The organism is Geobacter sp. DSM 9736, assembly GCF_900187405.1.
Lineage (GTDB): Bacteria > Desulfobacterota > Desulfuromonadia > Geobacterales > Geobacteraceae > DSM-9736.
Genome location: NZ_LT896716.1, coordinates 593,444 through 605,620 on the forward strand (window position 1 = coordinate 593,444; position 12,177 = coordinate 605,620).

Sequence of the window (12,177 nt, forward strand, 5' to 3'; positions counted from 1 at the left end):
CAGGAAAGAAATGAGCATACGACAACCGAAGACCGGCAAGACTGGAGGGAATCTGCAAAGATTCCCTCTTTTACCATTGAGAGACATCGTTGTATTCCCGCACATGGTAGTGCCCCTCTTTGTAGGGCGTGAGAAATCCGTTCTCGCTCTTGAGGCTGCCATGAATGTGGACAAGACTATTTTTCTAGCCGCTCAGAAAAATGCTCGTACCGAAGATCCCGCACCTGAGGAGATTCACCGCTCAGGAACCATCTGCACGATACTCCAGCTTCTGAAGCTTCCGGACGGGACGATTAAGGTTCTCGTGGAAGGACAAAGCCGAGGTATCATCGCGAACTTTCTTTCAACAGCGGAATTTTTTAGTGTCGACGTTGAAGAAGTCTCCGAGCCTGTCTCTCCAAACCCCGAGATGAAAGCACTGGTACGTAGTGTTTTATCTACATTCGAACAGTATGGGAAACTCACCCGGGATATTTCCGATGAGGTGCTCAACGTGCTGACGGGGATAGATGACCCCTCCAAACTTGCTGACACTGTTGTGGGGCACCTCAATGTGAAGACCCCGGAAAAGCAGCAGCTCCTTGCCACTGCTGATCCTGCGGTGCGCCTGGAAAAGATTCTTTCACTTATGGAGGCCGAAATAGAAATCCTCCAGATTGAAAAGAAGATCCGCGGGCGCGTGAAAAAGCAGATGGAGAAAACCCAGCGCGAGTATTACCTGAATGAACAGATCCGTGCGATCCAGAAAGAGCTTGGAGCAAAGGATGACCTGAAGCAGGAACTAAAGGAGCTGGAAGAGAAGATCGAGAAGATTAAGCTGTCTCGGGAGGCAAAGCAGAAAGCTCTGGCTGAACTGAGAAAGCTGAAGCTTATGTCTCCTATGTCCGCTGAGGCTGCTGTTGTCCGCAACTACATCGACTGGCTCGTGTCGCTTCCCTGGGGGAAAACTACCAGCGAGAAGCGTGATATCTCTATGGCGGAAGCGGTACTTGATGAAGATCACTTCGGGCTTGACAGGGTAAAGCAGCGGATTCTTGAGTATCTCTCCGTTAATGCACTTGTCAAAAACAACAAGGGACCGATTTTGTGCCTTGTGGGGCCTCCAGGCGTAGGAAAGACCTCCCTTGCCCGCTCCATCGCCAGAGCGACCGGTAGGAACTTTGTCAAGATGTCACTAGGTGGTGTTCGTGACGAAGCAGAAATCCGGGGGCATCGGCGGACATACGTAGGCGCCATGCCGGGTAAGATAATTCAGAACCTGAAGAAATGCGGGAGCTGTAATCCTCTCTTTCTTCTAGATGAGATCGATAAATTGAGTTCCGATTTTCGTGGCGACCCCGCGTCTGCGCTCCTTGAGGTGCTTGACCCTGAGCAGAACCATATCTTCAACGATCATTTTCTTGATGTGGACTTCGATCTCTCAAAAGTGATGTTTCTTGCGACAGCAAACTCATTGCATTCGATCCCCCGTCCCCTGCTCGACCGGCTGGAAGTAATCAAGCTCGAAGGCTACACCGAGAACGAAAAGCTGAATATTGCCAGGCACTACCTGATCAAGAAGCAGATCATAGCAAACGGTCTGCAGGAGCATGATGTAACCTTCACCGACCGCGCCATTCAGGAAATCATCCGGCTTTATACGCGGGAGGCAGGGGTCCGAAACCTTGAAAGAGAAATATCAGGGGTCTGTCGCAAGATTGCCCATCGCATCGTCAAGGGAGGCAAGGGCAAGCACCTTGTGCAACCCAGGCAGGTGCGGGAATACCTGGGGGTGCCGAAATACCGGTACGGCATCGCAGGGGAAAAGGATGTTGTCGGGGTAGTGACCGGGCTTGCCTGGACAGAGGTAGGTGGAGAACTCCTCAATATAGAAGTAGCAGTTCTTCCCGGGAAGGGGAAGCTGACGATCACCGGAAAGCTAGGAGAGGTTATGCAGGAGTCTGCCCATGCGGCCATGACCTATGTGCGTTCCCGTGCACAACTTCTGGGACTCGACCGTGATTTTTATCAGAATCTCGACATTCACATTCACATTCCGGAAGGAGCCATTCCTAAAGATGGTCCCTCGGCTGGGATTACAATGGCGACGGCACTTACGTCGGCCCTTACCCGGAAACCGGTGCGTCGGGATCTGGCGATGACCGGAGAGATAACACTTCAGGGAAGGGTTTTGCCGATAGGCGGATTGAAGGAGAAGATTTTTGCTGCAAAGCGAGGGTTCATCAAGACGGTGCTCATACCAAAAGAAAACGAGAAGGATCTGGCCGATCTCCCGCGGGATATCGTGGCAGGTGTAAATATTCACCTTGTCGGGCACATGGATGAAGTCCTTTCCCACGCAGTTCTGGAGGAGCTATCCGCTGAAGGGCAACTCCCGCTGAAAGAGGGTGCAGCTGACGGGCAAAAGGATACAGTTGTGACTCATTGAGAGGGCGACAAAATGTGTTGACAGCCGACACGAAAGCCGGTATAAAGACAGCTTTCGCAGGCATGGTATAATTTTTCAATGGCGGTTATAAGGGGTCGTAGTTAAGTCGGTTATAACGCCGGCCTGTCACGCCGGAGGCCGCGGGTTCGAGTCCCGTCGACCCCGCCATTTAAAAAGGGCGAATAGCTCAGCTGGGAGAGCGCCAGCCTTACAAGCTGGATGTCGGGGGTTCGATCCCCTCTTCGCCCACCATTTAAGCAGTAAGGCAAAAGGTTAACCGTTACCGGTTAACCTTTTGTCGTTTAAAGGGCGGTTCCTGTGTTTTTTGCTTTATGTCATGCTATTTTCTGCAGTTCTGAAATCGCAGGCCCTTCTATGACTTCACCATCCCACCGGAACCGGCTTCCGTGGCATGGGCAGTCCCAGCTTTTTTCAATCCCGTTCCAGTGTACAATGCATCCGAGGTGAGTACAGAAGGGCGAAAGGGCTGTGGTGTTCCCATCTTTGTCCCGGTAAACCGCTACCTGCTTCCCTTCCATTCTCACTATTCCACCCTGTCCAGGTGCGATGTCTTTCAGGTCCACCACCTGTGCCTTCACCAAAAAATCCTTCACATACTGTTTTGCGACGTTGGCGTTTTCTTCGACCAGGCTCGCTCTCCCCTTCAGCGGAGCAACCCTCGTTGCCTTGTACAACTCCTCCCAGCGGTTCGTTTTTCCGCATATCTCATCGGCAATGATCGAAGCGGCTAGCGCCCCGTAGATGAGGCCGTCAGTTTCGAAGCCGCTGGCAATATAGATATCTTTTGATGAAGCGGTCCGGCCGATATACGGCAGGTGGTCGGCTGGACGATAGTGTTGCGCCGACCAGCGATACTCTATAGCGTTCACATCGAAATAGGTGCGTGTGAATTCCTCCACCCTTCCGAGATAATCGACTTCCGGATCATGCTGTCCCGTCTTGTGTTTTTCGCCGATTACGACAAGGTAATGTTTGCCGTTGTGCATATATGATCGAATCGAGTGCCCGGGCTTGTCCATGCTCCAGAAAATCCCGTCCGGGTACCGCTCCGCCTTTAGCGTTGCTGCAAGGCCGTATTCCCGATAGGGACCAAGCTCCGTCTGGATGAGGTTGAAGCCCTTCGGCGTGTGTGTAGCAAGTATTATCTTGCCCGCCTTTACTCTTCCTGCCTTTGTTGCGACCGCAAGTTTCCGCTCATCTATGTCCACTGCCTTTGAATTCTCGAAGATTCGGCACCGCTGGGAAGTGATACCCCGTGCGAGTCCTCGAACGTACGCCAGGGGGTGGAACTGCGCCTGGTTATCAACCCGCAGCCCATGCAGTGCCGGAAGAGGAATTGGGGGTACTGTAACAGCACTAACCTCGAATTCCGCTTCCCTCAACGCTTCATACTCCTTCTGCATCTCAGGAATCTGCGATCGATCCAGAGCGACGAGGTACAGAGGACAGTGCCTGTATCCGCAATCGATCTGAAAGCGAGCGGTATTTGTCTCGATACGTTCCAGCGCATACCGACGTGAGTGCGCGACATCCTTTGCCCGCTCTGGTCCCCACTTTTCACGAATCGGGTAAAGGTAGCTGTCGAGGTTCGCGTAGATGTTTCCTGTGGAGTAGCCGGTGGTTCCGGAGCCGACTGTCAAGGCTTCAAGCACGACTACGGATTTACCTGATTCGGATAGCTCCATGGCGGCAGTAATGCCGGTTATGCCGCCTCCGACAATCACTACGTCAGCTTCAGTCTCACCCGACAGGGAGGGGAAAGAAATGAGGGGTGCTGTTGCCGCCCACAATGATGAAGTCATCATACTGTCCTCCTGCAAAGCCGGATTAACAATACTTTGTAGAAAGCATACAACCAGCCTCGGGACATGCAATCGACACTTGGACTGAGGAACTCTCCGTTGATTTTGCTTCGGATGTGTAAATTCCTGTTGCCATCGACATCATTGTTGTTTTAGTAATGGTGTCTAATTCTAAATCCGTCAGTGATGTCGGGGCAGGGGCTGGGAAACCGCATGATCACCAGGCACATGAAACTCCTCACCGTAGCGCTTTCAGCATTTTTTCTTGTACTGATAGCGACCTATCTCTCAATGGAACGCCTTTACATCAAAAACGTAAACATGGTGGCGAGGGAGCATCTTCAGGAGTCCCAGGACCTGTTCAATGCCCATGTGGCCTTCGATACTGAAAAGCTCACTGCCGTACTGAGCATGTTTCTGGGTAATGAGGAGTTCAAGCAGCTTTTTGCAGAAGGTGACCGTGAGAAGCTCTACAAGAAAGGCCTGCCTCTATACACCATGTTGCACGAGAGGCATGGAATAACGCACTTCTATTTTCATCTTCCCGACGGCACGAATTTCCTTCGGCTGCATGACAGGCAGCTTTACGGGGATGAAATACGCAGGGAAACGCTCAAAACAGCCGTGGTTACCGGCAAGATGGCGGTCGGCATCGAACTGGGGAAAACATCTTTCGCATTACGGATCGTTTCTCCCTATTACCATGGTTCCCGTCTTATCGGCTATGTGGAGATCGGTGAAGAGATCGACCACTTTCTCGATCTCCTTCAAAAGCGCAAGAAAGATGTTTTCGCGATACTTGCGGAGAAATCGGTGCTCAGCCGGGACGAGTGGATCGCTTCCCAGAAGAGACGGGGGCTGCCGGCCGATTGGGACGTGCTCTCGCATCATGCCTGGGTGACATTCCCCGACCAGAAGTTTCTCAAAGGAAGGTACGTAACGGAAGCAGCCATCAAACCTTTTGAATACGAGCTTTCGATCGCTCCAGGGGCGGGGGATCGTGCAGGTGATCTGATCTTCGGCGGGTTTCCCCTCTTCGATATTCAGGGAAAGCATGTGGGGGTGGTGGTGACCCTGATGGACGTTTCGTCCCAGATGCAGGGCCTGGCCCAACTGAGGCTGATGTCGATGATCATCATTTCGGTCCTGCTATTACTTGTCATGGCGCTGGCTGGGTACTGTGTTCGGCGAAGGGGTGTAGGACGGAGGTGGGAAAGGGCGTGAGGTTCCTGGCAGAGGATATCTATGACTATACAGGCACGTCTTGCCTACCGGAACCATAGCCTCCGAGCATGACCATTGCAAACCCCCCTCCCCGTGATAATGTATAGTTGCTGCATTCCCTCCACTACAGCCGTTAAGGAGCGCACCCATGCGAGCCATATGGTCCGGTTCCATCAACTTCGGCCTCGTGAACATACCGGTTAAGCTGTTCAGCGGGTCGGAGAGCAATACACTTGATCTTGACATGCTGCGAAAGAGTGACCTCTGTCCTGTAAGGTACATGAAGGTCTGCAAGTACGATGGTCAGGAGATTCCAAACGCGGAGATCGTCAAGGGATATGAGTATTCCGACGGCAGGTATGTGGTGCTTACGGACCAGGATTTCGAGAGCGCCAACGTTGAGAAGACCCACACCATCGACATCCTCGATTTTGTAGAGGAGCAGGAAATCGACAGCAGATTCTTCGAGAAGCCGTACTACCTGGAGCCGGTGAAGACGGGCATGAAGCCGTACGCCCTTCTACGCGAGGCGCTCAGACAGTCGAAAAAGGTCGGCATTGCCTCGTACGTACTGCGGAACCGGGGTAACATAGGCGTCATCAAGACCGTCGGGGAAGCCATAGTCCTCAACCAGATGCGTTATCAGGAGGAGGTGCGGGGGTACGAAGTGCTGAATCTTCCATCATCGGATAATGTGCGAAAGCAGGAGGTTGACCTTGCCCTCATGCTGATCGACCAGTACACCTCCAAGTTCGATCCCTCCAAGTATAAAGATACATACGTGGAGGATCTCAAGAAGGTTATCGAGGCCAAGGCCCAAGGAATGGAAACCAAACCCGCCGGTAAGGAACCCCGGCCAGCCAAGGTTGTGGACATGATGACCCTCCTCAAGGAGAGCCTGAAGAAGCAGAAGCCGCGGGCAGCCTGATAGCCGACGCCATATTCGCGCCCTTCCGCCGCCGGCTCCTCCTCAGGCTCCTCGACGTAGCGCTGCTACGCCTGCGGGCCATCGATCGTCGCCGACGACGGAATCATCGCGAATCTGGCGCCGCTGACCGGGATTCGATTCAGCGCAGCGCTGCTACGGCTACGTGGGGCTTTCTGCGGGTGCTGACTCGGGCTGATCCGTTCGACAACTGTCAATGCCCTGCTATGCGAGGAGCCGATGGGGCTTGAGGAATATCAGAAGAAAAGAGATTTCGAACGCACCCCCGAGCCCGCCGGCCTGGTAGACGTCTCGGACAACCCGCTCCGCTTCGTGGTGCAGAAGCATGCCGCGTCGCACCTCCACTACGACTTCCGTCTCGAACTCGACGGCGTTCTCAAAAGCTGGGCCATACCGAAGGGGCCTTCCCTCGATCCTTCAGTCAAGCGTCTTGCGATGATGGTGGAGGACCACCCGTACGACTACCGGACCTTCGAAGGGGTGATCCCGAAAGGCAACTATGGCGCCGGCAACGTGATGCTCTGGGACGAGGGCACTTATGCACCCTACGAGAGCCTGGGACGGAAGGAGGACGAAGGGGCACTGCGCGAGGGGCTTCGCCGCGGTGACCTGAAGTTCGAGCTGCACGGGCACAAGCTCAAGGGGAAATTCGCCCTTGTGAAAATAAGGAGCGGGGGAGAGAACTCGTGGCTCCTCATCAAGAAGGAGGACGCTTTTGCCTCCAGGGAGGATGTGACCCGCTTCGACCGCTCGGTTGTCAGCGGCCGGACAATCCAGGAGATAGGCCTGGAGGGTAAGGCCGCCCGGTCGGCGGAGGAAGCGGAAGAGGCCCGGGAGACGGGGGCCGTTGAAGATGTCCGGTGTATACTCAATGCTGCTCCTGCCGGCCCCATGCCCCGCGACATGAAGCCGATGCTCGCCACGCTCACCGACGAACCCTTTGACGGCAGCGAATGGCTTTTTGAGATCAAGCAGGACGGTTACCGGGCCATCGCCGAGGTCTGTGAAGGGAAGGTAATTCTCCACTCACGCAATAACCTTCCATTCAACCGTAAGTTTCCTTCCATAATCCGGGCTCTGGAAGTTATACCCGAGGATGCGGTGCTGGATGGCGAGGTAGTGGTTCTCGACGAGAAGGGGCGTTCCAGCTTTCAGCTCATCCAGAACTATAGCGAGACGGGAAAAGGGGAAGTTACCTACTTTGTCTTCGATCTCATTTACTATGCAGGGAAAGACCTGCGCGAGCTTCCCCTGGAGCGGCGAAAGGAGGTGCTCCGGGCAATACTTCCTGATCACCCTCTCATCAGGTACAACGACCATATCCTACAAACAGGCATTTCATTTTTCAACGCCGCCCGAGACAACAGCCTGGAAGGAATCGTCGGCAAGCGTATAGACAGCCCCTACATCTCGGGTAAACGAACCCGGCAGTGGCTCAAGATCAAGACGAAGCTGCGGCAGGAGGCGGTGATCTGCGGTTTCACTGCGCCCAGGGCGAGTCGCAAGCGCTTCGGCACCCTTGTCCTCGGAGTGTACGAGCATGGGGAGCTCGTTCCCATCGGCCACAGCGGCGGCGGATTCGACGAACGGGCGCTGGAGCATGTTTACGAAATGCTGAAGCCCCTGGTGCAGCACCAATCGCCTTTCCGTGAGCGGCCGAAGACGAACATGCCGGTGACCTGGGTGAAGCCGGTGCTTGTATGTGAAGTTTCCTTCTCCGAATGGACCGATGAGGGGGTCATGCGTCAGCCGGTTTTCATCGGGCTTCGGGAAGACAGAAGCCCGCGAAGCGTCGTGCGGGAGCGGGCGGTCCATGCGGTTCCGAAGAGTTTGCGTCCGGAGTCTCAACCCCCTGATCAGGGGGGGGAGAAGGAGTTTCCGGTGGCGGGAAAGCGCCTCAAGCTCACCAACCTCCATAAGGTCTTCTGGCCCGAGGAGGGGTTCACCAAGGGGGATGTGATCGACTACTACCGGAAGATTGCCCCCTGGATACTCCCCCATCTGCGGGACCGTCCCGAGTCACTCTACCGCACCCCGCACGGCATCGAGGGAAAGGGATTTTTCCAGAAGGAGATCGGCGAGATCGTTCCGGACTGGATAGCTACCCACAAGGTCGACTCTGAATCCCTGAAGAAGTCGATAACTTTTCTCCTCTGTCAGGATGAGGCGGCTCTGACTTACCTCACCAACCTCGGGTGCATCGAGATCAATCCGTGGCTTTCACGGGTTCCGAGTCTCGATTATCCCGACTATTTCGTCATCGATCTTGACCCGGAGGAGATAGGCTACGATAAGGTGGTCGAAGCGGCACTTGCCGTTCACGAAGTGCTGGAGCGGGCAGGCGCGCCTGGCTATCCGAAGACGTCGGGAGCTACAGGCATGCATATTTATATCCCTCTCGGCGCCCGTTACGATTACGATACTGCTACCACCTTCGCCCATATCATCGCGATGTTTGCCCACCAGCTTGTACCGGACATCACGAGCCTGGAGCGGAGCCCCAGCAAAAGGCAGAAAAAAGTGTACCTCGACTACCTCCAGAACCGGAGGGGGCAGACCCTGGCGGCCCCATACAGCATACGTCCGCGAAAAGGAGCGACAGTTTCAACGCCACTTCGCTGGGATGAGGTGCGGGCGGGGCTTGATCCCGGCGAGTTCACCATTTCGACAATCCATCGGAGGGTAGAGAGGGTGGGAGACCTTTTCGCCGGAGTGCTGGGTGAGGGGATCGACATAGAGAAGTGCATCCAGCGGCTGGAGGGATAGCTATTGATGAAAGGTATTTTGCCGCCATAACATTTATAAAGAAATATGAATGATATGCCGAAGGGAAAGCATGAACAGACTCTTCCTCCCGACCTATCCCTGAGAGGCTTACCCGTATGGCAGCCACCCATGTTGCGCGTTGCATGCTTTGCTTCCTCCTCATCACTCTCTTTCCGACTCTCCCCTTAGCGGCATCGCCTGCCGAAAGGATCGTCCGGGTAGGTGCCTTCTCCTACTATCCAGCCATTTTCCAGGATCGCGACGGTTCGGTGAAAGGGTTCTATGTGGATACCCTTGAAGCCGTGGCGAAACGGGAGCATTGGAAGCTCCAGTACATATTCGGGAGCTGGTCGGATGGGCTTGACCGCATCCGTTCCGGGGAAGTGGACCTTCTAACGAGCGTTGCCTATACGGAAGAACGTGCAACGTTTATGGACTATGGAAAGGTGCCGCTTCTGACGGTATGGGGGGAACTGTACGTGCCCCGGCAATCTCCCGTAGTGGATATCCGGGACGTGCGCGGAAAGACAGTTGCCGTAATGAGCGGCGACTTCAATGGGAAAAATTTCCAGAACCAGATGAAGAGCTTCGATATCCCGTGTACATACAGAGAGTACGCCAGCTTCGATGAGGTTTTACAGGCGGTCCGTGACGGGAAGGCTGACGCAGGTGTCGTCAACAACACCTTCGGGTCCGCCATGAGCCATAATTACCAGCTGAAGAGCTCGGGGTTCATCTTCAATCCCTTCGACATCCACTTTGCGGTGGCCAAAGGGAAGAACGGCGACATCATGGCTACGCTAGACCGATACTTGGGAGCGTGGCGGCGGGTGGAAAAATCCCCTTATCACCTGGCTCGGGCAAAGTGGGGACACGGAAGCGCAGGGATGATGCCGGTGCTGCCCAACTGGCTGCCGTATGCCGTCGGAGCAGCCGTTCTGTTGGCCGGGGCGGCCATCTTCTTTATCGCACTTCTGCGCTATGAGATACGCAGAAAGACCTCGTCCCTTCGCAGGAGCAAAGAAGAGCTGGAACTCTTCTTCAATCTCGTTCCTGATCTCGTGTGCATAGCATCCCCGCAGGGGCATTTCCAGGCGGTCAATACTGCCTGGGAGAAGACACTTGGGTACACCCGGGACGAGTTGCTTCAACATCCCTTGATCGATTTCGTTCACCCGGAGGATCGCGGAAAGACGCAGACGGAGATGCAGCGGCAATTAGGCGGGGAGGAGACGATGCAGTTAGTCAACCGCTACCGCGGAAAGGACGGCACATACCGGTGGCTGGAGTGGGCCGCTTCGCCGGCTCTCGGTGGAGTCCTATATGCTGTAGCGCGTGACATAACTGACAGGATGAAGATGGAAGAGCGACTCCGCCACTCCCAGAAAATGGAGGCGGTGGGGCTTCTCGCCGGAGGGGTTGCGCACGATCTCAACAACATTCTCCAGATTGTGCTGGGCAACGCGTATCTCGCCAAATCAAAGCTCGATCATGCAGGGGCTGAGACCCACCACGTCGACCAGATCGCAAGCGCAGTGGAAAGGGGGACTACGCTCACGCAGGGGCTCCTGGCCTTTAGCCGTAAGCAGAACCTTGTCGTCAACCTTACCGATCTAAACACGATAATCAGGCAGAGCATCAGCCTTGGAAGGCGTCTCGTCGAGGAGAGCGTAAAGCTGAATCATAGGCTGGCAGATGAGCCTCTTCCCGTGCGGGCCGATGAGAACCTGCTCCAGCAGGTTATCTTCAATCTCATCACCAATGCGAGGGATTCACTTCCAGGATCGGGAGAAATAACGATCCGGAGCTGGAAAGAGGAGGTCGGCAGCACATTTCCTGAGTCGGGTGTCGTATTCCCGTCCACTCGTCCTGCAGGGTGGTATGCCGGGATCGGTGTTGCCGACAACGGTACCGGAATCCCTCCCGAGAGTCTGCCTAACATTTTCGAACCGTTCTTCACCACGAAGGAGGTAGGGAAGGGGAGCGGCCTCGGTCTTGCCATGGTCCACGGAACCGTAATTCAGCATGGAGGTTTTATCCTCGTCCTTTCGGTCCCCGCAGGTGGAAGTGAGTTCAGGGTCTATCTGCCGTTGCAGGAAGAGAGTGAGGATTGTTTCACTGAGGTTGCCGTCGAAAAGGGAGTGCCCGGGGGGAGAGGTACGATACTCGTCGCCGAGGATGACGCGGATGTCCGTAAGGTTGTGGTTGCTGCTCTTTCGGATGCCGGTTATCGTGTAATCGATGCGGAGGATGGCAACAGGGCCGTGGAGATTTTCCGGCAGCGCGGAGGGGAGATCGATTGTGTCCTGGTCGATGCCATAATGCCGGGACTTAACGGCAAGGAGACACTGGATACGATCAGATGTATCAGGCCCGAGATACCCTACCTTTTTCTCAGCGGCTATAGCCACCAGATACTGTCCAGCCACGGTGTAGGCAACAGCTATACGGTGGTAGCAAAACCGGTGCGAATCCCGGACCTTCTTGTGAAAGTTTCAGAACTGCTGAAATAGATCAACTTTCAGCGCCTTCCTGCCGTGTACTCGGTCACGGCTTCCATGACAATGCCACGTACCGTCCAGACGAAGCTGTCGTTGAGGTGGAGCAGGGTGTAACCTCGCTCGCACCCGGGGACTCCCTTGAGCAGATTCTGAAGCTCGTCGGTAGGTCGTTTTGCCACCCGCACAAGCTGGTCGGTTTCATAGATATCACGGTATCGGCAATAATGAATCAGGGCCACGCACAGATCCCGCGCGTGGTTGACCCAGAACGGGTCGGTGCTTGATGGAATTATCTGTGCCGCCAGGTCTGAAGGATTCATTTTCGGCAACTGTGCCATTGGATGCCCCCTCGTTTTGCAACAATTGCGGAGTAAATTCTCGCCCTGGTTGCCGGAGATTCAGCCGATGCTGCTCAGTCTATCGACTAATGGATAATAAAACTTGAGGGTGATCTGAGGCATTGGAAAAGAACAGGTCAGCAAGCGCGAG

At 54.8% G+C, this 12,177-nt stretch carries 7 protein-coding genes and 2 tRNA genes; 7 read left to right on the plus strand and 2 right to left on the minus strand.

Annotated elements, in window-relative coordinates; genetic code table 11:
* Positions 1-10: 10 nt before the first annotated feature.
* The 3 genes from lon (at position 11) to CFB04_RS02785 (ending at position 2,680) form a co-directional block, all read left to right on the plus strand.
* On the plus strand, positions 11-2,428 hold the full coding sequence (gene lon / locus CFB04_RS02775; RefSeq protein ID WP_088533858.1) for an endopeptidase La: 2,418 nt from the start codon (positions 11-13) through the stop codon (positions 2,426-2,428).
* Positions 2,429-2,519: 91 nt separating this feature from the next.
* Positions 2,520-2,596: transfer RNA gene (locus tag CFB04_RS02780), tRNA-Asp, on the plus strand.
* Positions 2,597-2,604: 8 nt separating this feature from the next.
* A tRNA-Val gene (locus tag CFB04_RS02785) sits at positions 2,605-2,680 on the plus strand.
* Positions 2,681-2,763: 83 nt separating this feature from the next.
* Here the strand turns inward: CFB04_RS02785 and CFB04_RS02790 are convergent.
* Positions 2,764-4,254 (minus strand): FAD-dependent oxidoreductase, encoded by a 1,491-nt coding sequence (locus CFB04_RS02790; protein ID WP_088533859.1) that lies wholly within the window; start codon positions 4,252-4,254, stop codon positions 2,764-2,766.
* A gap of 210 nt (positions 4,255-4,464) precedes the next feature.
* On the opposite strand from CFB04_RS02790, the gene CFB04_RS02795 reads away from it, so the two are divergent.
* From CFB04_RS02795 to CFB04_RS02810, 4 genes are all read left to right on the plus strand, one after another.
* On the plus strand, positions 4,465-5,475 hold the full coding sequence (locus CFB04_RS02795; RefSeq protein WP_157698693.1) for a cache domain-containing protein: 1,011 nt from the start codon (positions 4,465-4,467) through the stop codon (positions 5,473-5,475).
* 148 nt (positions 5,476-5,623) lie between these two features.
* A complete protein-coding gene (locus tag CFB04_RS02800; protein WP_088533861.1) occupies positions 5,624-6,403 on the plus strand; it encodes a Ku protein in 780 nt (259 codons plus the stop codon).
* Between the two features lie 237 nt (positions 6,404-6,640).
* Complete coding sequence (gene ligD, locus CFB04_RS02805; protein WP_088533862.1) at positions 6,641-9,187, plus strand: DNA ligase D; 2,547 nt, start codon at positions 6,641-6,643, stop codon at positions 9,185-9,187.
* A gap of 116 nt (positions 9,188-9,303) precedes the next feature.
* The gene (locus tag CFB04_RS02810) at positions 9,304-11,700 is read left to right on the plus strand and encodes a transporter substrate-binding domain-containing protein (protein WP_088533863.1); all 2,397 of its coding nucleotides are present in this window, start codon (positions 9,304-9,306) and stop codon (positions 11,698-11,700) included.
* A gap of 8 nt (positions 11,701-11,708) precedes the next feature.
* On the opposite strand, the gene CFB04_RS02815 is transcribed toward CFB04_RS02810, so the two are convergent.
* Positions 11,709-12,026: a type IV secretion system DNA-binding domain-containing protein gene (locus tag CFB04_RS02815; RefSeq protein WP_088533864.1), complete on the minus strand. Its 318-nt coding sequence runs from the start codon at positions 12,024-12,026 to the stop codon at positions 11,709-11,711.
* Between the last annotated feature and the right edge of the window lie 151 nt (positions 12,027-12,177).

What these genes read in the sequence shown, in the direction of transcription:
- CFB04_RS02810 (WP_088533863.1), top strand. Translation starts at nt 9,304, where the DNA reads ATGGCAGCCACCCATGTTGCGCGTTGCATGCTTTGCTTCCTCCTCATC.
- ligD (WP_088533862.1), top strand. Translation starts at nt 6,641, where the DNA reads ATGGGGCTTGAGGAATATCAGAAGAAAAGAGATTTCGAACGCACCCCC.
- CFB04_RS02790 (WP_088533859.1), bottom strand. Translation starts at nt 4,254, where the DNA reads ATGATGACTTCATCATTGTGGGCGGCAACAGCACCCCTCATTTCTTTC.
- CFB04_RS02815 (WP_088533864.1), bottom strand. Translation starts at nt 12,026, where the DNA reads ATGGCACAGTTGCCGAAAATGAATCCTTCAGACCTGGCGGCACAGATA.
- CFB04_RS02795 (WP_157698693.1), top strand. Translation starts at nt 4,465, where the DNA reads ATGATCACCAGGCACATGAAACTCCTCACCGTAGCGCTTTCAGCATTT.
- CFB04_RS02800 (WP_088533861.1), top strand. Translation starts at nt 5,624, where the DNA reads ATGCGAGCCATATGGTCCGGTTCCATCAACTTCGGCCTCGTGAACATA.
- lon (WP_088533858.1), top strand. Translation starts at nt 11, where the DNA reads ATGAGCATACGACAACCGAAGACCGGCAAGACTGGAGGGAATCTGCAA.